We start from the raw sequence: 25,335 nt of genomic DNA on the forward strand, positions 1-25,335 counted from the left end.
GTGGACCGCCGGGACGACAGCCTGGGCACCGCGCTGCGGATCCTCAAGGCGGCGGGGCAGGACCTCGACGCGCACGAGGTCCTCGATGTGCTGTGGCTGGCCGAGCGCCTGGCCGACGGTCCCGAAGGGCTGCCCCTTGCGCGGGCTGTACGCCAGAGGCCGGGGCACCCGGCCGTGTCCCCCGCCGAGCCCGCCGCGCCCGCCCAGGACGACGGCGAAGTCCCCGAACCGGGCACGCCCGACGACGACTTGCCCGATCTCACCACTCCGGAGCTGCACGCCGCGTCCCTGCCGCCGCTCGTCCCCGACCGCCCGGTGCCGCTTCCGGCGGACGACGAACAGCCGGCGCTTCCGCTGCGCGTCCCCGAGGACAAGGCGCTCCGCCAGGAACTGCTCATCGGCCGCGCGCTGCGCCCGCTGAAGCGGAAACGGCCCAGCAGATGGCGTCAGGAACTGGACGAGGCGGCGACCGCGGCGGCCCTTGCCGAGACGAGGCTGCCCGATGTGGTCATGCGCCCGGCGCGCGAACGCTGGCTGCACCTGGCGCTCGTCGTCGACGGCGGCCTCTCGATGCTGCTGTGGCACCGGCTCGCCGCCGACCTGCGCACGGCGCTGCAACGCCTCGCCGCGTTCCGCTCCATCCGTGTCCTGGGACTCGACACCCGTGGCCCCGACGCCCCGGTGCTGCACGGGCGGCCCTTCGAGACCGGCGCCTCCACCATGGCGCCGACCGTGCTGCTCGACCCGACCGGGCAGACGCTGGTCCTGGTCGTCAGCGACGGCCTCGGCGGCGCCTGGCGGCGCGGCACCATGCACGACGTCCTCCTCGACTGGGCCACCAGCGGTCCCGTGGCGGTCCTGCACACCCTGCCGCCCGCGCTCTGGGACGGTTCCGGGATCCAGGCCGACCGCTGGCAGGCCACCACCCGCAGACCGGGCGGCGCCAACACGTCGTGGGAGATCACCGACCGCGTACTGCCCGCGGGCGTCGCCGACTTCTCCGGCGTACCCATTCCCGTACTCGAACCGGCGGCGGATTCGCTGCGCGACTGGTCGCTGCTGCTCACATCGCCGGGCACCACCGTCGAACTGCCGCTCCTCGCCCGGCCCCAGCGGCACGCACCGATCACCCCGGGGCGCGAGGTGCGCGGCATCCAGCACTTCCGTGACGCGGCATCCCCGGAGGCGTACCGCCTTGCCGCGCATCTGGCCGCAGTCTCCCCGCTCTCCGTGCCCGTGATGCGGCTCGTGCAGTCCGCCGTCCCCTGGCGGGCCCCGGTCGCGCAGTTGGCGGAGGTCTTCCTCGGCGGCCTCATGCATCCGTTCCCGGCCCCCGTGCCCGGACCGCTGCCCGCCAAGCACCGCATCTTCGACTTCACCGAGGAGAGCAAGACGGCGCTGCTCGACGCGGTGCCCAGCTCCGAACTCCTGCGCACAGGGCGCGCGATCGGCCGCCGCCTGGAGCAACTGGCGGGCCGCTCACCCGACTTCCCCGTCTGGCTCACCCACCCGGAGGGGGCGGACACCGTGCCCGCCGCCTTCCATGCGTTCACCGCCGTCGAGCGCAGACTCCTCGCCCGGTTCGGCGTGGCGATGCAGCCCCGCACCCCCGCCTTCGAGGCATCGGACAGGCCGCGCGCGCAGCCGTGGGCGCCCTTGACGCCGCAGGATCCGCAACGCCTTGGCCGCTACCAGCTGTTGGGCCGCCGCTCGGGCACCCGAACCCTCGTCTACCTCGGCCGGGACGCCGACGGCGGTGAGGCCGCGCTGCGGGTGGCCCGCCCCGAACTGCCCGTGGCCACCGAGCAGTTGCTGATCACCGAGGCAGAGGCGCTGCGCCGGATGCACGGACGGTACGCCCCTGAACTCCTCGCCACCGGTCTCGACGGCCGCCCGCCGTGGCTCGCCATGCGGCTGGTCGCGGCGCCCGGGAACACCGACCGGCAGCCGCCCCGGCTCGATGAACTCCTCGCGTACGAAACCCCGGAGGGCACCGCCGCGTTCGACATCCTCACCAGCCTGCTCCTCGCCTGGCATCTGGCGAGCGCGCTGAGCATCTGCCATCTCAACGGTCTTGTGCCGGCCGGTCTCTCTCCCGACTCGGTGATCGTCCTGGAGCGGTCCGTGGTGCTCGTCGGCCTGTCGGACTGCGTCGTGGACGGCGAGTACTCCGGTGCGGGGGCGGCGCCGACCGGGGAGGACAACATCAGGTCGCTCGGCGAACTGCTGCGGTTGATCAGCAGCAAGCGGCAGGCCTCGGTGCCCGGACTGCCGGACGGTATGCACCTGTGGCAGGGCACCACCTGGGAGCCTCTGCGTGACATGGTCAAGCAGTGCCTTGACCCGGATCCGCGGCGGCGGCCGACCGCGGGGTCGGTCGCCGATCAGCTGGCCCGCTACGTCGCGATCGCCCAGGCCATGCGCACAGACCGGCAGTCCTCCGGTCAGGTTCCGGCTTCCCCCGGCCGACCTGCGGCGCGCCCGCTCCTGGAGGCCCGGCCGGGCGAGAGCAGCACCCCGACCACGTCCCGCATCGGCCGCCGCAGTCTCCGCAGTCTCCGCATCGACCTGGGCGTCGGCGGCGCCCGCGCCGTGCACGAGCGCCGTCTTGAGCTGGTCCGGCGCCCGCTCACGTACAACAGGCGCATCACCGTGGTCGGCGCCCACCCGAGCTGCGGCCGGTCGACCACCACCTTCATGCTGGGCTCGCTCTTCGTGGCGGTGCGCGGGGAGCCGGTCCTCGCCATGGACGGCGCACCGGCGAGCGGTGACCTGAACGACTATCTGGCCCGGCAGGGCGCCGCGACCCCGCGCGACCTCACGAGGCTGCCGCTGGACGCCGGATACGCGGACATCCGCCGCCTGACCAGCCTCGCTCCCACGGGCCTGGAGATCCTCGCGCACCGTGCCAGTTATGCCACCCGCAGCCCGGCCTACGCGGAGGAGTACCGCCGCATCCTCACGATGACGGCCCGGCACTATCCCGTGACGCTGACGGACTGGGCGGCCCCCACCCGGGACCCGGCCCTCGACGTGGCCCTGGACACGGCCGACCGCCTGATCGTCTGCTGCACGACATCGGCCTACTCCGTGGCCGCCGCCACCGAGCTCCTCGCCCGCCTGCGCGGGCGCGGTCGGGGGGATCTTGCGGGCAGGGCCGTGATCGTCGCGTCCCGCCTGGGTGGCATCGACAAGCCCGTCCAGGACTCGGAGATCGAGGAGCGCTTCGCCGCCGACTGCGCCGGCACCGTACTTGTCCCGTTCGACCTGCACCTCTCCGAACATCGAGCGAAGGAGCTCGGGCGCCTCAGGGCACGTACGGCGGAGGCGTTCCTGGATCTGGCGGCGCGGGTGGTCGCGGATCCGCAGGAGGCGGGGGCCTAGTCCGCTTCCGGGGTCTCCGGCGTCTCCGGCCGCAGCAGCGGATGCTTCACCCCGGGAAACACCCGGGCCCGGACCACCGGCTCCGCGGACGCGCCCTGGACCACCGTCTCGGCGATGCCCCAGGGGCGTCCGGTCAGGACGACGGGGATGGTGTACGAGGACGCGCAGCCCATGCAGTCATAGCGGTCCGCCCAGGTCTCGACCTCCGTGCGGCTGCCCGGGAAGCGGGCCACGTGGCGGTGGCGGGCGTGGCAGCGGTCGCACTTCTCGCCCGGTTCGCACGTGCCGCCGCAGGGGCACGGGACGTCCAGCGTGGCGGCGGGGCGCCAGCGCTGGATGCGGACGGCCTCGGCCGTGGCGCCCATGTCCTTCATCGCCTTCAGGTTGCGGGCGGCCACGTTGTACGACTCGCCGGTCGCCGTCATCCGGTCCCGGATCACGTCCTTGCGTCCGCGGTTCGTCGTCATCTTCTCGGTCCTCCTGGGGTTCACGCAGCCCACCAGGAGGCTCATGAGATAGGGGCGTCGGGCCTTCTACGGTACCTGCCCCCGCAGGGTCCCTACTCGATGACGAGCTCGACCTCGATGTTGCCGCGGGTCGCCTTGGAGTACGGGCAGTACGCGTGCGTCGCCTCGACCAGCTGCTGACCCGTCTCGCCCGCCAGCGCCTCCGGCAGCTCCACGCGCATCACGACCGCGAGGCCGAAGCCCGCGTCGTCCTTGCCGATGGAGACCTCGGCGGTCACCGAGACGTCCTTGGTGTCGACCTTCATCTCACGGCCGACCGCGCCCATCGCACTGGCGAAGCAGGCCGCGTACCCGGCGGCGAAGAGCTGCTCGGGGTTGGTGCCCTGGCCGTTGCCGCCGAGGGCCGGAGGCATCGCGAGCGCGAGGTCGATCTGGCCGTCGGTGCTGACGGCGCGGCCCTCGCGGCCGTTCGCGGTGGCGACGGCGGTGTACAGCGCGTTCATGGGTGTCCTCTTCCGTTGCGGCGTGGTCCGGCCTGGTCCCGGCTTGGTCCCGGCTTGGTCCGGCTGTCGAAGCGGCCGACGGGGTGCGGTCGCTTCGACAGACATAAGAATTGCACGCTATTCAGTTGTGCGCAACTTAATGGCGGGTGGCAGGTACCCTGGATCCATGACCCCGCCCGCCGACGATCCGCCCCGCCCCGCCACCGACGCGTCCCTGCCCGGCGTCCCCGACGCCGAGCTGCTCCGCCTCGACCACCAGGTCTGCTTCTCGCTGCACGCCGCGTCGCGCGCCTTCGGCGGTGTCTACCGCGACGCCCTCAAGGACCTGGGCCTCACCTACCCCCAGTACCTGGTGATGCTGGTCCTCTGGGAGCACGGACCGCAGCCCGTCAAGGCGATCGGCGAGCGGCTGCGGCTCGACTCGGGGACGCTCTCGCCGCTGCTCAAGCGGCTGGAGTCCGCGGGGCTCGTCCGGCGTGAGCGCAGTGCCGAGGACGAGCGGTCCGTGACGGTGCGGCTGACCGGATCCGGCGCGGAGCTGCGCGAGCGCGCGCTGCCCGTGCCGCGGCGGATCCTCGCATCCACCGGTCTGGCCCTGGAGGAGATCCTCGCTCTGCAGGGGCTGCTCGGCCGCCTCACCGGCGCTCTGGACGAGGCTCACTGAGGCGGCCGAGGGTTCACTTGTGGGGGCTCATGCGGGGGCTCAGCCCTTCAGTTCCCGCAGGTACTTTCCGAACTTCTCCAGGCCGTCGATGTTGCGCGGGCCGCTGATGCCCTCGTTGTAGTCGAGGACGAAGAAGTTGTTCTTCTTCACGGCCGGGAGTTCCTTGGTGTGCGGGGACTTCTTCAGGAACTCGATCTTCTTCTTGGCGGGCATGTCGCCGTAGTCGAAGATGATGACGACCTCGGGCTCGGCCTTGGTGACGGCCTCCCAGTTCACCTGGGTCCACCGCTCGTCCAGGCCGTCGAAGATGTTCCTGCCGCCCGCGCTCTTGATGATGTCGTTGGGCGGGACCTGGCTGCCGGCCGTGAAGGGCTGGTCGGTGCCGGAGTCGTAGAGGAAGACCGGGACCCGGTCACCCTTCGGGGCCTTGGACTCCACCGCGCTCACGCGCTTCTTGAGGCCGGTCACGACCTCGTCCGCCTTCTTCTCGACCTTGAAGATCTCGCCGAGGCGCTCCAGGTCCGAGTACAGGGCCTTGAACGGCGTTACTTTCTCCGGGTGCTTGGGGTAGTTGAAGCAGCTCTCCGTGTGCATGAAGCTCTGGATGCCGAGCTTGTCCAGGATCGCGGGCGTGATGCCCCGCTGGTCGCTGAAGCCCGAGTTCCAGCCCGCCACGACGAAGTCGGACTTGGCCTCCACGACGAGTTCCTTGTTGAGGAGGTCGTCGCTGAGCATCTTCACCTTGGCGTACTCCGACGCCCAAGGGGACTCGCTCACCGGAGGGTTGGCCGGAGGCATCACGTATCCGTGGACGTGCTTCGTCAGGCCGAGGCTGAACAGCTTGTCCGCGCTGCCGCCTTCGTAGGCCACGGCGCGCTTCGGGGTCGTGTACTCCACCGGCTCGCCGCAGCGTTTGACGGTGACCTTCTTGGACGCTCCCGAAGCCTTGGAGCCGGAGTCCGCATCGACCTCGGCTCCGCAGGCGCTGAGCAGCAGGGTGGCTGCCAGCGCGGATCCGAGTGCGGCGCGCTGCCGGGTGGTTCTGCGCATGGGTGTGGTGCCTTTCAGGGATGGAGAGGGGGTAACGGGGAGTGGGGCAGGGGGAGTTCAGAACGTGGGCGTGAGCGCGTACAGGAGTTGCGGATCGCCCGTCAGGGGGTGGCTGACGACCGTCGCCTTCACTCCGAAGACCTCGTCGATCAGCTCCGTGGTGAGCACTTCCTCCGGCGTGCCCGTCGCCACCAACCCGCCCTGGGACAGCACCCCGATGCGGTCGCACGCGGCCGCCGCGAGGTTGAGGTCGTGCAGCACGACCAGGACCGTCAGGCCGGATCCGCGCAGGAGCGAGAGCAGCTCGATCTGGTGGCGTACGTCGAGGTGATTGGTCGGTTCGTCGAGGACCAGGATCTGCGGCTCCTGGACCAAGGCCCTTGCAAGGAGCACGCGTTGGCGTTCGCCGCCCGACAGGGTGAGTACGCCGCGCCGTGCCAGACGGGTGAGGTCGAAGCGGTCCATCGTCCGTGCGCACAGCTCCAGTTCGCGGCCGCTGAGCGCCTGGTTGCCGCGCAGATGGGGTGCGCGGCCGAGGGCGACGACCTCCTCCACCGTGAAGTCGAGGTCCACCGCGCTGTCCTGGGCCATCGCGGCGACGATCCGCGCGCTGTGCCGCAGGGGCAGGCGGGAGAGGTCGTCGTCACCGACCCGGACCACGCCGGAGCTCGGGCGCAGGGCGCGGTAGACGCACTTGAGCGCCGTGGACTTGCCGCTGCCGTTCGGGCCGACCAGGCCCACGATGCGGCCGGCGCCGACGTCCAAGGAGAGGTCCCTGACGAGTCGCTTCCCGTCGATCGTCACCGAGAGTCCGTCGAGTGCGAGTGCCTTTGCGCGTTCGCTTGCGGCTTCCTTCGCGGGTTCCCTTGCGAGTTCCATCTCAACGCCCCCCGAAGACATAGCCCTTGCGCCGCATCAGCGCGATGAACACCGGTACGCCGACCAGCGCCGTGATGACGCCCAGCGGCAGCTCGCGCGGCGCCACCAGCGTCCGCGACACCAGATCGACCCAGACCATGAACACCGCCCCGACCAGCGGCGCGACGGCGAGCACCCGTGCATGCGTGGCGCCGACCACCATGCGTACGAGATGCGGCATGACCAGGCCGACGAAGCTGATCGCACCGCTCACCGCGACCATCACGCCGGTGATCAGCGAGGCGAGGACGAGCAGGCCCTTGCGGTGCCGGTCGGGGCTGATGCCGAGGCTCATCGCGGTCTCGTCGCCGAGCGCCAGGACGTCGAGTGCCCGGCTGTACCGGTGGAGCGCGGCCGTGCCGAGCAGCACGGCGACGGCCACGACGGGCAGCGCGCCCCAGGTGGCGGCGCCGAAGCTGCCCATCGTCCAGTACAGGACCATGCTGGTCGCCTCGCTGTCCGGCGCGAAGTAGATGATCACGCTCATCACTGCCTGGAAACCGAGCGCCATGGCGACGCCGGTCAGGACGAGCCGCAGCGGGGCGAGCCCGCCCCCGCGGGTGGCCGACGCGGCGTACACCAGAAGCGAGGCGGCCAACGCGCCGATGAACGCCCCCACGGACACCGCGTAGATGCCGAGCGCGGCGAGCCCGCCCGAGACGGTCACGGCGACGGCGCCCACCGAGGCGCCGGACGAGACGCCGAGCACGAACGGATCGGCGAGCGCGTTGCGCACCAGAGCCTGGATGGCGACACCGACCGCGCTCAGCCCGGCGCCGACAAGTGCCGCCAGGAGTACGCGCGGTGTGCGGATCTGCCAGATGATCTGATACGTCGTCACCTCATCGGCATCGATCTCGCCACCGCTCAGCGCGGCCCACAGCAGCCGGGCGGTGTCACCCGGCGAGACGGTGGCAGACCCCATGCCGATGGCCACGACGACGGAGACCAGGAGGAGACCAAGGAGCACGACACAGGCCACCGCGAGGCCTGCGCGGGTCGCGAGCCGGGCTTTGACACCGCCCCTGCCCGACGTCTCGGGAGGCGGCACTTCGTCCGCCGGGACGGCGGCTGCCGTAGGAGAGGTAGCGGGCGGTGGCATGGGCGGTGGGGCCTCTCAGGTGGGTGCGGATACAGGGGAGTCGGGCGATCGATGACCGAGCGGTGGACTGTGCCGGGGGCGTCCGCCTGCGGGTGGCGTGGATGGGTTCTGGGGTGCGGGAGTCGGGCGGTGTCCGGGCGGTGGATCGTGCTCGGGCCGTCGGTCTGCGGGCAGGGTGGGCGGGACCCGGCATACGGGAGTCGGGCGGTGTCCGGCGGCGGAACCGCCTCCTTGCCGCCCGCCCGCGGCGGTGCGGACGGGGCCCCGGGGTGCGGAGTTGGGGGGGGCGTCCGCGCGGCGGAACCGCGCCCGGGCCGTCCCCCCGCGCCCCGGGCGGACGGACCCCGGCAGCGGAGAGGAGGGATGGACGGCCCGGGCGCGGAGCTAAGCGGCGGCTTCCGTCTCCTCCGCATCCCCCTCCTCCGCAGGACCCGCCCGCAGCACCAGGACCGCGGCGCCCAGCGCCACGACGACCAGCGCCCCGAACGCCGCCGCGATCCCCGGATACCCCGCGAGCCCCAAGCCGAGCCCGCCCAGCGCGGCCCCCACGAACACACCCAGGCTCATGCCCGCGGAGTTGACGCTCAGCGCCGCGCCCCGCTGCGTACCGCAGCGCCGGACCAGCAGGCTGACCACGCACGCGGCCACCACCGCGTGGCTGGCCGCGTGCAACGACGTCATGGCGAGCGCGAGCGGCAGCCAGTGCGTGAAGTAGAAGCCCACGACCGAGACGAGCGCGGCGACCAGGCCGACGGCGAGCAGCCGCTCGGTGCCGATCCGCGGCTCGGCGGAGTTCGTGATCCGCCCCGTGAGGAGGTTGCTCACGAAGAACGACGCGCCGCTGAGCGTCCAGACGAACGCGAAGAGCCCGGGGTCGAGTTCGAAACGGTCGTCGTAGTAGGCCGCCAGATAGGAGAGGTACCCCATGAACACGGCCGTGCGGAGCAGGGCGATGAGCAGCAGCGGCACGACTCCGGGGATCGCCCCGAGCGCCTTGAACGAGGCGATATAGCCCAGGCGTTGGGCGTCGGCCCGCTCCTCGACCGGATTGTTCCTGCCGCGTACGAAGAAGACCGCGGCAAGCAGCAGCGACACGCCCGTCACGGCGAACAGGTCGCCCTGCCAGCCCCAGAACACCGCCGGCAGCGCGATGACGGGAGCCGCGAGCATGGCGGTCATCGACTGCGTCGCCGTGACGAGCGTCGCCGCGCGCCCCGCCGCCTTCCCGGAACCGAAGCGGTCGGCCGCGGCCGCCGTGAGCGCCGGGTTGAGCACCGACGTACTGGCGCCGACGAGCAGGCAGAACACGGCGAGCAGGATGAAGTCCCCGCTCGCGCCGAGCGCCGCCGACAGGCCGAGCGCGGCGAGCCCGCCCGCGGCCGCCCACTCCTTGCGCACCCGGTCGATCAGCGGCGCGAGCGCGGTGCCCACCAACAGGGCGGCGAGACCGCCGAGTCCACGGAGACCGCCGAGGGTGGCGACGCTGCTTTCGGCGTCCTCCGCCATCGGCACCAGATACGTACTGAACACGGTGAACGGCAGCAGTCCGACCGCGGACGCGACCAGGACGGGCCACAGTGTGCGGGCCATCCGCAGATCGCCGGGCAGCGCCTCGTCCGGGCCGGTGTCCTGAGAGCCCACCGCGGAGCCCTTGGCGTCGACACTCACGCCGACTCCCGGTAGCGGTACATCGGCGTCTCGTCGGCGCTGAACTGCGAGAACGTGAACGGCTCGGCGTTGAGCCCGGTGACTCCGCCGGGCAGGAACGCGCGGGCCACGGCGCTGCCGCTCTGCGCGTACACCACCAGCGGCACCTCGTGCTCGCGGCAGTGCGCGAGGATCAGGTCGAAGGTGCCGTTGCTCAGCGTCATGCCGGTGGCGACCACGGCGTCGGCCTCCCTGAGCACCTCCGTCATGTCGTCCGTGACCTCGTCGCCCCACTGGGTCGTACGGAGGTTCAGATCGCAGGGGAGGCACACGCCGCCCCGCTCCCGTATCGCCGCCACCAGCGGATTGACGACGCCGATCAGTGCGACCTTGGCGCCCGGCGTGATGTCGAGGAGCCCGGCGATGGACGCGTCCCGCGCCTTCGCCCGGACCTCCGGGGTGCCGGTGGGCAGCATGACGCGCTCGGCGCGTGCGTCGTCCCGGTGCGGGTTCACCTGCGCGAGATAGGCGTCGAGCGCGGCGACGCGGACGGGCGTGGACTCGGCACGCAGCAGCTTGCCGAGCGTGTGCCCCGAGGCGTTCTCGCAGAAGTCCGGGGCGAGTTCACCGGCCTCGAAGGAACAGGCGCCGAAGGCCGTGCCGACCCGGAGCAGCAGATAGTGGTTGTGGTACGTGACGTCGCCGCCCGCGAGGCGGGTGGTGTTGTACAGCCAGAACGCGCTGGTGACGGAGAGGTCTTCCGGGTCGGGTCCGTAGGCGCCGGACAGGACGGCTTCGGTGAGTTCCGCGACGCTGCGGGGGGTGCGCGGCTCGGGGCGTGACATAGGGGGTTCTCTCAATTTCCGATGGTGGATGAAGGTGGAGAAGGTAGAGATGAAGGCGGAGATGAAGGTGCAGATGTAGGCGGACGACGGTGGAAACGGTCAGGAAAGGTCGCGCCAGGAAGTGGTCGACCACGGGTGCCTCAACTCGTCGAGTGAGGTGATCTCATGGGGTTTCAAGGTGTCGATGTCCTGGGCGTCCGCATGTTTCGCGTACGCGCTCTCGACATAGCGGTGTCCCGTGTCCGCGGCGATGAAGACGTACGTACGGGAGTCGTCGCGGCGCTGTTCCCAGAGGGTGGAGAGATAGGCGGCACCGGTGGAAAGGCCGGCGAAGATTCCGCTGTTCCTGAGCAGCGAGACGGCACCGGACAGGGCGCTCTCGAAGTTCACCCAGTGAATGCGGTCGTACGCGTCGTGCCGGACGTTCTTGAATTCGATGGCACTGCCGATACCGGCAATGATCATGTCGGGGTCGGACACCTGCTCCGAACCGAAGGTGACGCTGCCGAAGGGCTGCACACCGACGAGTGAGACGTCCCGGCCCGCCTCGCGCAGATAGCCGGCGATGGCGCCGGTCGAGGCCCCCGAGCCGACGCCGCCCACCAGGGCGAGCGGTCCCGCGGGGACCTCGGCGTCAATGGTCTCGGCGACGTCGCGGTAGCCGTAGTAATGGATGCTGTCGTGGTACTGGCGCATCCAGTGGTACGTCGGATTCGCGTCGAGGATTTCCGCGATGCGGCGCACCCGCAGCTCCTGGTCGAGCCGGAGATTCTGGGACGGCCGCACCTGTTCCAGGGTGGCGCCGAGTATTTCCAGCTGTACCCGCATGGTGCGGTCCACGGTCGTGGAACCGACGATGTGGCACTTCATTCCATAGCGGTGGCACGCGAGTGCCAGGGCCTGTGCGTAGATTCCGCTGGAACTGTCGATGAGGGTGTCGCCCGGTTTCACGGCGCCCGAATCAAGAAGGTGCCGGACCGCTCCGAGCGCCGAATAGATCTTCATCGTCTCGAACCGGAGACAGACCAAGTCCGGTCGCAGGGATATGAGATCGGGTTCCTTCACAGCTTCCGCTATGTGGTCGTGCAAAGCCTGCCCCCTGTCGGTCGTCGAGCCGAGAGCATCACACTAGATGAAAATGATTGTCAAGACGGTTAGGGCTGTGGCAGCCTGTGGGCGTGGAGACATCGATGCGCCGTGAGGGGACCCGTGAAGCCGAGAGGGAGCCTGTGGATCCGCCCCGGGAGACCGGGGCGCAGCCGCGTATGCCGGGCCTCCGGGCGGCCGGGACCGGAGTCGGCACCGCGTTCGGCACCTTCGGTGAGCTGCTTCAGGGTGTGCTGCCGGAAGCGGACGGGGACTTCCTGGTGACGCTGCCGGTGGCGCGCTGGACGATGGCGACGTTCCGCCCGGAGCCCGGCAGGTCGGCCGAGCTGACGGTCTGGCCGCCCCACAAGACGAAGGCGCTCCAACTGGCCCGCACCATCAGTGAGTTGGCGGCGGCCCGGACGGGCGCACCCGTCGGCGGCACCCTCACCGTCAACAGCGTGATCCCGGAGGGCAAGGGCCTGGCCAGTTCATCGGCCGACCTCGTCGCGACGGCGCGGGCGGTGGGTCAGGCGCTGAAGGTGGACATGCCGCCGTCCCGCATCGAGCGGCTCCTGGCGCGCATCGAGCCGACCGACGGGGTGCTCTACCCGGCGATCGTGGCCTTCCACCACCGCAGCGTGCGGTTGCGCGCGATCCTCGGATCGCTGCCGGTGATGACCGTGGTGGGCATCGACGAGGGCGGCTCGGTCGACACGGTGGACTTCAACCGCATCCCCAAGCCGTTCACCCTGGCGGACCGCCACGAGTACGCCCGCCTCCTCGACCGCCTGGCCCGCGCGGTCCGCCGCCGCGATCTCGCGGAGGTCGGCAGAGTCGCCACGCGCAGCGCCGAGATGAATCAACTCCTGCGCCACAAGCGGTCGTTGGAGCCGATGCGGGAGATCTGCCGGGAGGTCGGCGGCCTGGGCGTGGCCGTCGGTCACAGCGGCACGACACTGGGCATCCTGCTCGACACCAGGGACCCGTCCTACACGCAGCGGGTCAGCGAGGCCGCGCGGGCGTGCGGGGAGTTGGGGGGTGGGGTTTCGGTGTATCGGACGTTGAGCTTCGCGAACTGTCTGGAGGGCTCCCGACCCGCGGCGGACGTTTCGGGCCGGCTGCGACGCTCGGGCTAGAAAAACACCCCGCACCGCAGCAGCACATTCGCGTACGGCGTCGCCTCGCCCGTCCGGATGATCAGGTGGGCGGTCGACGTGAGGTGCTTCAGTTCCTCGTGGGGGACCAGGTGGAGTGGGGTGACGCGGCTGGTCAGGAGGTGGGCCGTGGGCGGGTTCGCCTCGGGCAGCTCCGCGGCCGCCGTGCCGCCCTCCGTCACCAGTTCCGCGAGTACGCCGTCCAGGACCTCGGCGAAGGACGGGACACCGGCCCGGAAGGACAGGTCGACCACGCGCGGGCCCGGCGGGATCGGCATGCCCGCGTCACAGATCAGGACTGTGTGGCCGTGGCCCAACTCGGCTATGGCACCCGCGAGTTCGCGGTTCAGGATGCCGGACTTCTTCACGGCCGGGGCTCGACTTCCTTCGCCGTCGGATACGACGCCTGCGCGCCCTGCCGGGTGACCGACGACGCGCCCACGCGTGCGGCGAACGCGGCCGCTGTCGGGAGGTCGTCCCCCTGCCCCAGGCGCCAGGCCAGGGCGGCAGTGAAGGCGTCGCCCGCGCCCGTCGTGTCCACCGCCTCGACTCGTGGACTTGGAATGCGGACAGGGGAGTTGAGGGGCGTCGCCGTCAGGGCGCCCTCCGCGCCCAGGGTGATCACCACCGAGCGGGGGCCGAGGGAGAGCAGGGCGCGGGCCCAGTCCTCCGGAGCGCCCAAGGACGCTTCGGCGCCCAGGATGTAGCGCGCCTCGTGTTCGTTCACCACCAACGGGTCGCAGGCGCGGAGGACTTCGGCCGGCAGCGGGGCCGGGGGAGAGGGGTTCAGGACGAAGCGGGTGCCCTGCGGCAGGGTGCGTACCACCTCCGTGACCGTCTCGACCGGGATCTCCAGCTGCGTCGAGACGACCCGCGACGCGGCGAGCAGGCTGCCCGCCGCGCGGATGTCCTCGGGAGCCAGGCGGGCGTTCGCGCCCGGCGACACCACGATGCTGTTGTCGCCCGACGGGTCGACCGTGATCAGCGCGACGCCGGTGGGCGCCCCGCCGACCAGGACGCCGACCGTGTCCGCGCCCGCCGCGCGCTGCGAGTCGAGCAGCAGCCTGCCGTGCGCGTCGTCACCGACCCGGGCGAGCAGCGCGGTGCGGGCGCCCAGACGGGCCGCCGCGACCGACTGGTTGGCGCCCTTGCCGCCGGGGTGCGTCGCGAGATCGGAGCCGAGCACCGTCTCGCCGGGGGCGGGGCGGCGCTCGACACCGATCACCAGGTCGGCGTTGGCCGAGCCCACGACCAGGAGGTCGTACGAGGCGTCGTCATCGGCGGCATGGGCATCAAAGGCGTCGTCATGGGAGTCGTGGGAGGCATGGGAGTCATGGGAGGCAGCGTGCATCGGTGAGATCCGGCTCCTGCTCGTGCGTGGGTACGGAGATGGGGTGGCGGTCAGGAGAAGTCGGCCACGTTCTTCTCCGTGACCACCTTCACCGGGACCTTCACCATCGGGTCGACGTCCTTGCCCCGTGCCGCGTTCACCGCGTTCCGCACGGCGATACGGCCCAGTTCCTTCGGCTGCTGTGCCACGGACGCGTAGAGCGTGCCCGCTTCAACCGCCTTCAGTCCGTCGGGAGTTCCGTCGAAGCCGACCACCGCGACCGACTTGCCCGCCTTGTCGCCGAGCGCCTTGGCCGCGCCAAGGGCCATCTCGTCGTTCTCGGCGAAGACACCGTCGATGCCGGGGTTCGACTGGATCAGGTTCGTCATGACGTCCAGGCCCTTGGTGCGGTCGAAGTCCGCGGGCTGCGAGGCGACGACCTCGATGCCCGGGTACTCCTTGAGTCCATCGGCGAAGCCCTTGCCGCGCTCACGGCTGGCCGACGTGCCCGCGACGCCCTGGAGCGTGACGATCTTGCCCTTGCCGCCCAGCTTCTCGGCGAGGGTCTTCGCGGCGAGCTTGCCGCCCGCGACATTGTCGGAGGCCACGAGCGTCGCCGTCTCCGCCTTGTTCACGCCGCGGTCGGCGGCGATCACCGGGATGTCCGACTTGTTGGCGCCGCGCACCGCCGGGCCCACCGCGTCCGAGTCGACCGGGTTGACGATGATCGACTTCATGCCCTCGCCGGTGAAGTTCTGCAGCTGGTTGGTCTGCTGCGAGGCGTCGTTCTGGGCGTCCGTGACGGTGAGATCGATGCCCGCCTTCTTGGCCTCCGCCTGCGCGCCCTCCTTCATCTGTACGAAGAAGGGGTTGTTCAGGGTCGAGAGCGACATGCCGATCTTCGTCGTCGTACCGGAGGAACCGTTGTTGAAGAGGGAGACGGCGCCGACCACGGCCGCCACGAGCGCGGCGGCGATCCCGAGCTTCAAGGCCTGCGGCCCCTTGCGCCCGACCCCGCCGGATGCCCCGGAGGAGGCGCCGGGGGTCGCTCCCGCCTTGCGGCGCAGCGTGTCCAGGAGGACGGCGAGCGCGATGACGACGCCGATCACGACCTGCTGCCAGAAGGCGGACACGGAAAGGAGGTTGAGGCCGTTGCGAAGCACCGCCAGGATCAGCGCGCCGATCAGCGTGCCCGACGCCTTGCCGACGCCGCCCGCCAGGCTCGCGCCGCCGATGACGACCGCGGCGATCGCGTCCAGCTCGTAACCCTGCGCGGCCTGCGGCTGCGCGGAGACCAGACGGGACGCGAGGACGATGCCCGCGACGGCGGCGAAGAGACCGGAGAGGCCGTAGATGACGAGCTTCTGCCGCTTGACGCGAAGCCCGGAGAGGCGCGCCGCCTCCTCGTTGCCGCCGATCGCGTACATGGAACGGCCGATGTACGTACGGGCCAGGATGACGGCCGTGACCAGACCCATCGCGATCATCACGATCACCGGGACCGGCAGCCAGCCGCCGATGGTGTCACCGAGCCTGGAGACCGAGTCCGGGAACGGGATCGGGCTGCCCTGCGAGATGACCAGGGAGAGGCCGCGGGCCACCGACAGCATCGCCAACGTCGCGATGAACGGCGGGAGTTTGCCGTACGAGACGAGCAGTCCGTTGACGAAGCCGCACGCGATGCCCGTGCCGACCGCGAAGACGACCGCGAGCCAGACCGGCAGACCCTGCGAAGTCGCCGTCCAGGCAAGGACGGTGGCCGAGAGCGCGGCCACCGAGCCGACCGACAGGTCGATGCCCGCCGAGACGATGACGAAGGTGACGCCGAACGCGAGGATCGCGGTGACGGCGGCCTGCACACCGACGTTGAGCAGGTTCTGGGTGGTGAGGAAGTCGCCGGACAGCAGCGACATCGCCACCACCAGGACGACCAGGGCGCTCAGCGCGTCGTTGTCGAGCAGCAGGCGGCGGATACCGGTGGCGCCACCCGTGTTGCCCTTCAGCGTTTCAGTGGCCACGGGAGGCCTTCCCTTCGGTTGATCCGTTCTCAACTGCCGTACTGCTGACGCTGCTGACGGCGAGTGCCATCACCGCGTCCTGCGTCGCGTCGTCCGCCGCCAGTTCGCCCGCGATGCGGCCCTGCGCCATGACGAGCACGCGGTCGCTCATGCCGAGCACCTCGGGCAGATCGCTGGAGATCATCAGGACCGCGTGCCCGGAGGCCGTCAGCTCATTGATGAGCTGGTAGATCTCGACCTTCGCGCCGACGTCGATGCCGCGCGTCGGCTCGTCGAGGATCAGGACCTTCGTGTCGGCCAGCAGCCACTTGCCGATGACGACCTTCTGCTGGTTGCCGCCGGAGAGCGTGCGCACATGCTGGCCGAGCCCGGCCATCCGCACGCCGAGCTGCTCGGCGATCCGTGCGGCAGCGACCCGCTGGCCCTTCAGGTCGACGAGCCCGGAGCGGGTCGCCGAACGCAGCGTCACCAGACCGAGGTTCTCCTGCACGGAGGCGTCGAGCACGAGCCCCTGGCCCTTGCGGTCCTCCGGTACGAGGCCGATGCCCGCGCCCATCGCGGCGATCACGTCATGCCGGGGCAGCCGCTCACCGCGTACGTCGACCGAGCCCGCGTCGTAGGGGTCGGCACCGAAGACGGCGCGCGCCACCTCGGTGCGTCCGGCGCCGACGAGCCCGGCGAGACCGACGACCTCACCGGCCCGCACCTCGAAGCTGATGTCATGGAAGACACCGTCACGGGTGAGGCCGTCGACGGTGAGCAACGCGCCCCCGGTGTCCGGCCGTTCCCGCGGATACTGCTGCTCGATGCTGCGGCCCACCATCAGGCGCACGAGCTCGTCCTCGGGCGTCGACGCGGGTACCTGGTCGATGCTGCGGCCGTCGCGCAGGACGGTCACGCGGTCGCCGAGCGCGGCGATCTCCTCCAGGTGGTGGGTGATGAAGACGACGCCGACGCCGTCCTCGCGCAACTGCCGCACGATCGCGAAGAGTCTGTCGACCTCGTCGCTCGTCAGGACGGCGGTCGGCTCGTCCATGATCAGTACGCGGGCCCGCAGGCTGAGCGCCTTGGCGATCTCCACCATCTGCAGCCGGGCGATGCCGAGTTCACGCACCTTGGCGCGGGGCGAGACCTGCACGCCGACCCGCTTGAGGAGCTCATCGGCGGCCGACTCCATCGCCTTCCGGTCGATCATTCCGAAGCGGCGCGGCTGCCGGCCCAGGAAGATGTTCTCGGCGACCGTGAGGTCGGGCACGAGATTGAACTCCTGGTAGATCGTGGCGATGCCGAGCCGCTCGGCGTCCTGCGCCCCGTGGATGCGGACCTCTTCGCCGTCCACCAGGACGCGGCCGCTGTCGGGGCGGTAGGCGCCGGAGAGCATCTTGATGAGGGTGCTCTTGCCGGCGCCGTTCTCGCCGAGCAGGACATGGACCTCGCCGCGGCGCAGGTCGAAGTCGACGGAGTCGAGCGCGACGACGCCGGGGAAGGTCTTGCGTATGCCTTCGATCCGCAGCAACTCGTCCTCGTTGCGCACGTGGTGCTTCTCGCTCACGTGGTGCTCCTCGGGTCGGTGGGGGACTCGCCGCAGGAGCGGCGCACGACGAGACGGGCGGGCAGCGTGACGGACTGCGGGCGCCTGCCCTCGATCCGGTCGGCCAACGCCTGGACGGCGGCCCGCCCCAGATCACCGGTCGGCTGGGCGATCGCCGTGATCGGCGGGTCGGTGTGCACGAACCACGGGATGTCGTCGAACGCCGCGAGCGCGATGTCGTGCGGGACGCGAAGCCCGTGCGCGCGGATGGCGTCGAGCGAGCCGAGCGCCATGAGGTTGTCGGCGGCGAAGATCACCTCTGGCGGCTCGGGCAGCGCGAGGAAGGCCTCGGTGACCCGGCGGCCGCTGTCGGCCTGGAAGTCGCCCTGCCCGATGTACTCCTCGGGCAGCTGAAGCCCGTACGCCCCGAGCGCCTCCCGGAAGGCGTCGACGCGCTCGCTGCCGGTGGTGGTGGCCGCCGGGCCCGCGATGATGGCGAGCCTGCGGTGGCCGAGCCCGTGCAGATGGGCGACCAGGTCACGTACGGCCTCGCGGCCGTCGGCGCGTACGACGGGGACGTCCACGCCCGGGATCCAGCGGTCCACGAACACCATCGGGGTGCCGGCGCGCGCGGCGTCCAGGATCAGCGGGGAGCCGCCGTCGGTGGGGGAGAGCAGAAGCCCGTCGATCCGGCGGTCCAGGAGCGTGCGCACATGGTGGTCCTGCAGCTCGGGCCGCTCGTCGGCGTTGCCGATGATCACGCTGTAGCCGAGCTCGCGGGCCGCCTCCTCGACGGAGCGGGCCAGGGTCGTGAAGTACGGATTCATCACGTCGCTGATGACCAGGCCGAAGGTGCGGGTCTGGTCGGTGCGCAGCGACCGGGCGACGGCGTTCGGCCGGTAGCCGAGGGTCTCCACCGCGGCGATGACGCGGGCCCGTGCGGCCGGGCTGACCGAGGGGTGACTGTTCAGGACGCGGGAGACCGTGGCGACGGACATGCCCGCCTCGGCCGCGACGTCCTTGATGCTCGCCATCGCCGTCCACCTCCTTGTGGAATCGATTACACGGAGGATTGGAATCGATTACACGGGTGAGTGGCAAGGGGGCGGAGGGGTAGCGAGACCTGATTGTGATGCGGGGTGCTGACTGCTCCGCGGGAAGGGCGCTTGTCGGCTGCGAGTGCGTCGTGGCTGGTCGCGCCCACGCGGCGGAGCCGCATGTGTCACAGCCCCGCGCCCCTACGGGGGCGCTGCCCCTTGGCTCAGCGGAACGGAACCGTGAGCCACGGGCTGTCCGGGTCCGAAACCAGCTCCCGGTGAGCGTGGAGGACGGTCGTGTACCAGTCACCGCAGTGCTCTTCGTCGAAGTGCAGGCACCGGCCGAGGACGTACCCGGCGGAGAACTCCTCCCACGAGCCGTACGCCGACTGCGCGGCGTGGCCCGCCCGCTCGATGGCCTCGTGCAGCTCGGCGTGCGTCGCATAGCGCGCTCCTCTGCCCCAGCGGGCCATTTTCGACGCGCGGCCGATGTCCCACGCCGCGACGGATGTGACATGGCCGTCGGCAGGAAGCAAGCCGTCGGCGCGGAAGCGGGACTCATAGCGCAGCACCTTGCCCACCAGGCAGCGCAGCGCGGCGACGAAGTCGTCCAGGTCGGGGTCGTCGCCCGGCTTGTGCGGGGCGTCGGGGCCCTCCGTCTCGAACACGCGGTTGCGGATGGTCACTTCCACGCACTGGCGCCACAGCTCGGGGTCGACGCGTGGGCCGTACTGCTCGATCAGCGAGGTGCGGGCGCCGAGCACGAAGTCCCAGTACCAGGGGCTGACTTCACGGTTAAGGAGCCGCTCCTGGACGCCGAGCCAGTCGTCGCGGTCGTGTACGCCCCACCATTCCTCAAGGCGCTCGACCTCGGAGTGGTAGCCCGCGCCGTGCCAGTCGAGGGTGTTCCAGGCGTCGCCGTTGGCGAAGCAGAGGTGCGCGCCGCAGGCCAGGCCGCGCAGCAGGGTGACCGAATCGGGCGCTCCGGTGCGGCGGGTGTCGACGCGGTCCATCAGGCGCTCGGAGTCGTAGTGGGCCGCGTGCAGATCCGCCCAGACCTCCCGCTCGTCCTCGGTCGTCAGGAAGAACTGCTGGCACGGCGTGGCCGCGTTGACCACCAGGATGTCGATGTCGTCGGGCAGTTCGGCCGCCAGGGTGCCGAGCGTGACGAACTCGTACACCACCTCCGGATGCGGCCGCGGCAGCACGCCCGCGGTGTACATCTGCGCCACCTTGCGGCCGTCCGGGACGTCGACGGTGAGGACGGGGCGCTCCGTCGCGCCCGGCGCCACGTCGGCCATCGCCACCGGGCGGTAGAGGCCCGTGACGGAAATGGCCCGGAGGTAGGTGTAGGCGTCGTCGGCCTCGGCGAGTTCGTAGAGGTGCTCTTCGAGGTCGGCGGGCGCCTGCCAGGGAGTTCCGTCCTCCGGCGCGTCGAGGTTGGGGAAGATGTCGTCGTGGTACTCGTCCTCGGCTGCGGGGACGGCTGCGCCGTGCATGCGGGAGTCTCCGTGGTGGGCGGCGCGCGGGGCTCGCGCGCGGGTTCGCGGTGGATCTTGAACGGTATCGAACTACCGCGTCTTCGGCACGTGGATCGGTGCTTGGACCGGAGCTTGGACCGGAGCTTGGACCGGTGCCTGGACCGGAGCTTGGATCGGTGCCTGGACCGGAGCTTGGACCGGTGCCTCGACCGGGACCTTGACCGGCACCGACTTCAACCCGTTGATGAAGTTGGAGACCAGGCGCCGCGGCGGTCCCGCCAGTTCGGCGGGTGCGCCCCAGGCGGTGCGGAACTCCTCGTACAGGACCCGGAGTTGGAGGCGGGCGAAATGGGCGCCCAGGCAGACGTGCGGGCCCTCGCCGAAGGAGACGTGGGGATTGGGGGCGCGGGACAGGTCCAGGCGGTGCGGATCGGTGAAGACGCGCTCGTCGTGGTTGGCCGAGGCGTGGAAGACGACCACCTTGTCCCCGGCGCGGATGGTCCTCCCCGCCAGCTGTGTGTCACGGGTGGCCGTGCGGCGGAAGCTGAGCACGGGAGGGTGGTGGCGCAGCAGTTCGTCCACCGCCGTGGCGATCGGGACGTCGCCCTCGTGCAGGCGGCGGTACTCGTCGGGGTGCTCCATGAGCGCGAGAAGGCCGCCGGGCGCCGCGCTGCGTACGGTGTCGTTGCCCGCGACCGTGAGCAGGAAGAAGAACATCTCCAGCTCGGGGGCGGTCAGTTCGGGGTCGGTGGCGAGGGTCGTCATGATGTCGTCGGCGGGCGCGCGGCGCTTGTGGGCCGCCAGGTCCTGCGCATAGCCGAACATGTCGCGCAGCATCGCGGGCGAGCGCGGATTGACCGGCTTTCCGTCCGCGTCGAGCGTCAACTCGCCCGCCTCGTCGGGGTCCTGGTAGCCGATCACGCGTTGCGTCCAGTGCAGCAGCAGACCGCGGTCGGCCTCGGGGACGCCGAGAAGATCGGAGAGATTCAGCAGTGCGTAGTCGTCGGTGACGTCGGCGACGAGATCGCAGGTGCCGTCGCCCGCGCGGGCCCGGTCCGCCGCGCCGGCGAGCAGGGCGCGGGCCCGGCCGCGGGCCAGGGACTCGAAGCGCTCCAGGCGCCTGGGAGTGAAGGCACGGCTCACGAGGCGGCGCAACCGGCCGTGCTCCGGGGGATCCTGATTGAGCATCATGCGCCGGATGAACGGCAGGTCGTCCGGGTCGGGATCGCGGATCTGGGTGGCGCCCAGGTGCGAGGAGTAGCTGCCGGAGTCCCGCAGCACGCGGACGACGTCCGCGTGCCGGGTCACCGCCCAGAAGCCGGGCCCCGCGGGCCAGTCGAGCACCTCCGGCTCGTCCTGCCAGGCGACGGGGTGCCGGTCGCGGAGTACGCGGTAGCGTTCGTGCGGGACCCCGGACGCGTACTGCCGGGGGTCGAACACATCGGGCACGGCGGCGAGTTCGGCGTCGTCGTCCGACACGGAGATCCGCCGGCTTCCGGCATGCGACGGGTGCGTCATTCCCCGTCCTCGCCGCGCGCGCTGCTCTCTCCGCTCCCGCCGCCCTCGCCGTCTTTCCGCAGGAAATCCTCCACGGCGCGGATGAGGGCGAGCGGAGTCTCGTCCATCGCGTAGTGGCCCGCCTCGGCGAGCTCGACGAGCTCGGCGCGCGCGTACCAGCGCAGCCAGGTCCGGCGCATCAGCTCCGCCCCCAGGGCGGGATCCAGCGCACCGACCACCGCGAGCGCAGGAACGGTCGAGCCATCGACCCGGTCGTGGAAGTCCTCGCGCGCCCAGGAGTCGAGCCAGGCGCGGAAGGCCTTCGCGTCGCTGACCACGAGCGAGCGCTCCATCATGCGGTCGAGCCAGGCCGCCGGCCGGATCCCGCCCGTGGTGACATCGATGATCGCGCGGCGGTTCCCCGGCAGCCGGTCGGCCTCGGCGAACAGCTCCCACTGGTCAGGCGGCAGGTCAAGTCCGGACGCGGGCACGGGAGATACGCCGACCAGCCTGCGCACCCGGTGCGGTGCGAGCGCCAGGACCCGTTGGGCGACGCTGGCGCCCATGGAGTGGCCGATCAGCGAGAAGCGGTCCCAGCCGAGGCGGTCCGCGAGCGCGACGACATCGGTGGCCCCCTCGGAGGTCGTGTACGCGCCGACGGCGTCCTTGGCCTCCCCGTACCCGCGCAGATCGACCACCGCGTACTGGAACGCGGCGAGGTCGAGGTCCGCGAGCACCGGCGCGTACGCCGAGCGGTCGGCGAGCCAGCCGTGCACGGCGACCACCTTGTGCGGACCGTCGCCGAGCAGGACGTGCGGGAGCGGGAAGGAGGGCAAGGAGGCCACGTCGACTCCGAATCACCGTGCGGAAAGGGCCGTTCACGGGGCCGTTCGTGACGGCCCGTGACCACCGTGGCCGCAACCCGCCGGGACCGCAAGGGCGCACCGCGTCGCCCGGCACGGTGGGTGGGCGCGCCGAGTGATTCCCGAGGAAGGGGGAAACTTGGCGGACGGCCTGCGATCGGGACGTACGGATGGTCAGAATGTGGCATGGCCATCCGCCGCCTCAGTTACCGGCTCGACGAGGAGCCGGACACCGGAGCCGTCCGCCTGATTCCCGCACCGCCGGGACCGGAGAAGCAGGAGCAGCAGCAGGAGGAGGAGCAGGAGAATCAGGAGGAGGGGGAGACAGAACAGCCCCTGGGATCAACTGCGTTGGCGGAGTACGTCCTTGCTGTGGGCCACCGTCATGGGCTCAGCCGCAGCAGGCTTCCCGGAGGCGGCAGCCTTCTCTGCGTGACCGGCACCGAGCAGCGGATCGACGCCGTGTACGCCGACTCTCCGGACGAACTCCCCTTGTCTGACCTCCCCTTGTATGACCTCGACTTGAGTGCCGAGCAGCTCATCGCCTTCGCCCGCGAGCACGCCCACCGTGTCGAGCCCTTCCTCGCCGATGTGCACCGTCTCTTCGAGGAGCGCGCCGGACGTCAGATCGTCGTCGCCGAGCACGACCCGGAGACCGTGGCCCACTGGGTCGCCCTCGCCTGTGCCTCGCTGCCTCCCGCGTACGCCATGTCGCTGACGTTCAGCACCTGGGCCGACGCGCCGCGGCGCGCACCGCAGCAGATCATCGGCATCGGCCCGGATGCGGACTTCGACCGCTTCCACGGCCCCACGCTCGACCACCTCTACCGCGTGCACGACGGCCTGGGCGGCCAGGGCAGTTCACCCGTCGCCGACACCTGGGCCGAGGTGACCGCCAAGGAGTGGATCGAGGGGACGCCGCCGGAGCCGCCGCCCGACGCGGGCGACCCGTTCGGTGTTACGCGGCCACCGCTCGACGTGGGCAAGTTGCTGGCCATGTCCGACGCCGCCCGGCGCGAGGCGGTCCGCGCCCACGCGGAGACCGTGCGGCAGGAGCCCGCGGTCAGCCCTGTCGTCGACGAGCTGTATCTGCTCTGCGAGGAGCTCGGCGGCGCCGACCACGCCGCGGCCGAACCGCTCGCGATCGCCCTCGTCCGTCATTACGTGGCGGTCGCCGAGGCCCAGGAGACCCTGCCCGACATCGCGGCCTGCGAACGGCTCCCGCTGAGCGCCGATGCCTGGCAGCGGCTGCGCGCGGAGTTCGGAGAGCGCGCGGACGACGTGCTGCGGGGCAAGGTGCGGCGCCATCCCATGGGCACATGGACCCAGCCGCTGCGGCTCGCGCTCGCCCTGGGCGCGGAATCGGGGCGGGGGCTGCAGGAGGCGACCGGGCGGCTCGCCCGCGCCCTGCTCAACCCGGGGCGGCGCGAGTGCGCGGAGGCCGTCGAGGTCCTGCAGGCCATCGGCCACCCGCGCCTGACCCGGCAGGTCCTGAAACTGCTCGGCGGCAACCTCACGGAACACAAGCTGGACCAGCTGCGTGGCCTGGCCAACGCGCCCCAGGGCGAATGGCTGCTGCGCAACATCGACGACGCGCCGCTCGTGGTCCGCCTCGCCGAGGCGGCCGCGCGCTGGAGCAGGGAGCCCGGCGGTCCGCGTGGCGCCGCGCTCTTCGCCGCGCTCACCGAGCTGCTGCCCGGGAGGCGGGTGAACGACGCGGACGTGCTGTGGCTGCTGTGGTGGCTGGTGTGGGGCGGCCGGCAGCCCGACCGCGCCGACGTGCAGCGGGTCGCCCGCGTCTGCACGGCGGGCCTGATCGTCGAGGCGGGCTTCGCGGTCCGGCTCGTGGGCTGGCTCAGGGCCCCGGAGCGGCTCGACGCCGAGCTGATCGAGCTGGCCAGGAGCCTGCTGGGCGTCAAGGCGAAGCTGCGCGGCACCGAGCGTGCCACCGCCGAACTCGTCGTGCTGGCCAAGGACTTCGCCGACGGGCTGCTACCTGTGGAGCAGGCCGGCGGTCAGCTCGGCGACAAGTTCGAGCAGGCGAAGCCCCTCAACGTCGTCCTGCAGGAAGGGACCGGCGCGCTGGTCGCACTCGGGCTCGCCCGGGTGGATCCGGTCAAGCTGTGCCGCTCGCCGGGCCTGAGCTTCCTGATGGGCGCGCACAACGACGTACTGCACCCCTACCGCTCGCACCTCCTCGCCGCCGACGCGCGCGAGCGGATGATCCAGGAACTGCCGCACCGGCCCGACCAGATCGCCGCGCTCTACCACGCGTGGCGCCCCCGTCAGCGGCGCGGCGTCACGGAGGACTGGCGGCGCGTCGCCGACCAGCTGCTCACCCAGGTGCTCGCGCCCGTGCTGCCCTGGCTCAACGACTGGTCGCTGAGCGAGGTCGCCACGGAGCTGGTCCGGCTCACGCCCGAGCGGGGACACCAGCGCGTCCAGGAGTGGAACGCGTGGCGCAACAGCATCGATCCACTGAACCGCTGAATGGCTGAACCACCGAACCATCGAGCCACTGATCCACCGAGCCACTGAACCACCAAGCCACTGAACCGTAGATCCACCGATCCACCGATCCACCGATCCACCGAACCGTCGAACCACCGATCCACCGATCCACCGAACCGTCGATCCACTGATCCACCGAACCGTCGATCCACCGAACCGTCGATCCACCGAACCGTCGATCCACCGAACCACTGAACCGCCGAACCACCGATCCACGAGAGGACCAGCCAGCGTGCGGAAAACC

Annotated in this window: 20 protein-coding genes; 4 read left to right on the plus strand and 16 right to left on the minus strand. The window is 71.1% G+C overall.

Going from position 1 to position 25,335, the window contains the following annotated elements; translation table 11 throughout:
- Positions 1-3,384, plus strand: coding sequence for an SAV_2336 N-terminal domain-related protein (locus tag ACFWY6_RS01665; protein ID WP_384685066.1), 3,384 nt, complete (start codon positions 1-3; stop codon positions 3,382-3,384).
- Here ACFWY6_RS01665 and ACFWY6_RS01670 read toward each other — a convergent pair.
- Positions 3,381-3,851, minus strand: a complete 471-nt coding sequence (locus ACFWY6_RS01670; RefSeq protein ID WP_361823865.1) for a hypothetical protein — start codon at positions 3,849-3,851, stop codon at positions 3,381-3,383. The two genes, ACFWY6_RS01665 and ACFWY6_RS01670, sit on opposite strands and share 4 nt — an antisense overlap.
- Before the next feature lie 92 nt (positions 3,852-3,943).
- On the minus strand, positions 3,944-4,354 hold the full coding sequence (locus ACFWY6_RS01675; RefSeq protein WP_266871568.1) for an organic hydroperoxide resistance protein: 411 nt from the start codon (positions 4,352-4,354) through the stop codon (positions 3,944-3,946).
- Between the two features lie 166 nt (positions 4,355-4,520).
- On the opposite strand from ACFWY6_RS01675, the gene ACFWY6_RS01680 reads away from it, so the two are divergent.
- Complete coding sequence (locus ACFWY6_RS01680) at positions 4,521-5,018, plus strand: MarR family winged helix-turn-helix transcriptional regulator (protein WP_384685071.1); 498 nt, start codon at positions 4,521-4,523, stop codon at positions 5,016-5,018.
- Between the two features lie 39 nt (positions 5,019-5,057).
- Here the strand turns inward: ACFWY6_RS01680 and ACFWY6_RS01685 are convergent, their stop codons facing one another.
- From ACFWY6_RS01685 to ACFWY6_RS01710, 6 genes are all read right to left on the minus strand, one after another.
- Positions 5,058-6,068, minus strand: coding sequence for an ABC transporter substrate-binding protein (locus ACFWY6_RS01685; protein ID WP_384685074.1), 1,011 nt, complete (start codon positions 6,066-6,068; stop codon positions 5,058-5,060).
- A 57-nt stretch (positions 6,069-6,125) separates the two neighbouring features.
- Positions 6,126-6,947 carry an ABC transporter ATP-binding protein gene (locus ACFWY6_RS01690; protein ID WP_384685077.1) on the minus strand — a complete coding sequence of 274 codons (822 nt, stop codon included), beginning with the start codon at positions 6,945-6,947 and terminating at the stop codon, positions 6,126-6,128.
- Between the two features lies 1 nt (position 6,948).
- Positions 6,949-8,088 (minus strand): FecCD family ABC transporter permease, encoded by a 1,140-nt coding sequence (locus ACFWY6_RS01695; RefSeq protein WP_384685080.1) that lies wholly within the window; start codon positions 8,086-8,088, stop codon positions 6,949-6,951.
- A gap of 384 nt (positions 8,089-8,472) precedes the next feature.
- Complete coding sequence (locus ACFWY6_RS01700) at positions 8,473-9,756, minus strand: MFS transporter (RefSeq protein WP_384685083.1); 1,284 nt, start codon at positions 9,754-9,756, stop codon at positions 8,473-8,475.
- Positions 9,753-10,580, minus strand: a complete 828-nt coding sequence (locus tag ACFWY6_RS01705) for a Rossmann-like domain-containing protein (RefSeq protein WP_384685086.1) — start codon at positions 10,578-10,580, stop codon at positions 9,753-9,755. The genes ACFWY6_RS01700 and ACFWY6_RS01705 overlap by 4 nt, the downstream gene beginning before the upstream one ends.
- 99 nt (positions 10,581-10,679) lie before the next feature.
- On the minus strand, positions 10,680-11,669 hold the full coding sequence (locus ACFWY6_RS01710; RefSeq protein WP_384685089.1) for a pyridoxal-phosphate dependent enzyme: 990 nt from the start codon (positions 11,667-11,669) through the stop codon (positions 10,680-10,682).
- A 176-nt stretch (positions 11,670-11,845) separates the two neighbouring features.
- Here ACFWY6_RS01710 and ACFWY6_RS01715 point away from each other — a divergent pair, with 176 nt between their 5' ends.
- Complete coding sequence (locus ACFWY6_RS01715) at positions 11,846-12,805, plus strand: kinase (protein ID WP_384685247.1); 960 nt, start codon at positions 11,846-11,848, stop codon at positions 12,803-12,805.
- Here ACFWY6_RS01715 and rbsD read toward each other — a convergent pair.
- From rbsD to ACFWY6_RS01755, 8 genes are all read right to left on the minus strand, one after another.
- Positions 12,802-13,191 (minus strand): D-ribose pyranase, encoded by a 390-nt coding sequence (gene rbsD, locus ACFWY6_RS01720; protein ID WP_384685092.1) that lies wholly within the window; start codon positions 13,189-13,191, stop codon positions 12,802-12,804. The two genes, ACFWY6_RS01715 and rbsD, sit on opposite strands and share 4 nt — an antisense overlap.
- Positions 13,188-14,174 (minus strand): ribokinase, encoded by a 987-nt coding sequence (locus ACFWY6_RS01725; protein ID WP_384685095.1) that lies wholly within the window; start codon positions 14,172-14,174, stop codon positions 13,188-13,190. The genes rbsD and ACFWY6_RS01725 overlap by 4 nt, the downstream gene beginning before the upstream one ends.
- A gap of 50 nt (positions 14,175-14,224) precedes the next feature.
- Positions 14,225-16,171, minus strand: a complete 1,947-nt coding sequence (locus tag ACFWY6_RS01730; protein WP_384685098.1) for a substrate-binding domain-containing protein — start codon at positions 16,169-16,171, stop codon at positions 14,225-14,227.
- Positions 16,161-17,705 carry a sugar ABC transporter ATP-binding protein gene (locus ACFWY6_RS01735; RefSeq protein ID WP_384685250.1) on the minus strand — a complete coding sequence of 515 codons (1,545 nt, stop codon included), beginning with the start codon at positions 17,703-17,705 and terminating at the stop codon, positions 16,161-16,163. Before ACFWY6_RS01735 ends, ACFWY6_RS01730 begins: the two co-directional genes overlap by 11 nt.
- Before the next feature lie 14 nt (positions 17,706-17,719).
- The gene (locus tag ACFWY6_RS01740) at positions 17,720-18,736 is read right to left on the minus strand and encodes a LacI family DNA-binding transcriptional regulator (RefSeq protein WP_384685101.1); all 1,017 of its coding nucleotides are present in this window, start codon (positions 18,734-18,736) and stop codon (positions 17,720-17,722) included.
- 227 nt (positions 18,737-18,963) lie between these two features.
- Positions 18,964-20,238 (minus strand): DUF1266 domain-containing protein, encoded by a 1,275-nt coding sequence (locus ACFWY6_RS01745; protein WP_384685103.1) that lies wholly within the window; start codon positions 20,236-20,238, stop codon positions 18,964-18,966.
- Between the two features lie 72 nt (positions 20,239-20,310).
- A complete protein-coding gene (locus ACFWY6_RS01750; protein WP_384685106.1) occupies positions 20,311-21,738 on the minus strand; it encodes a cytochrome P450 in 1,428 nt (475 codons plus the stop codon).
- A complete protein-coding gene (locus ACFWY6_RS01755) occupies positions 21,735-22,553 on the minus strand; it encodes an alpha/beta fold hydrolase (RefSeq protein WP_384685253.1) in 819 nt (272 codons plus the stop codon). Before ACFWY6_RS01755 ends, ACFWY6_RS01750 begins: the two co-directional genes overlap by 4 nt.
- 213 nt (positions 22,554-22,766) lie before the next feature.
- Between ACFWY6_RS01755 and ACFWY6_RS01760 the strand changes: the two genes are divergently transcribed.
- On the plus strand, positions 22,767-25,070 hold the full coding sequence (locus tag ACFWY6_RS01760; RefSeq protein ID WP_384685109.1) for a GTPase-associated protein 1-related protein: 2,304 nt from the start codon (positions 22,767-22,769) through the stop codon (positions 25,068-25,070).
- Positions 25,071-25,335: the final 265 nt, after the last annotated feature.

The sequence above is a fragment of the Streptomyces sp. NPDC059037 genome (assembly GCF_042740015.1).
Taxonomy (GTDB): Bacteria; Actinomycetota; Actinomycetes; order Streptomycetales; family Streptomycetaceae; genus Streptomyces.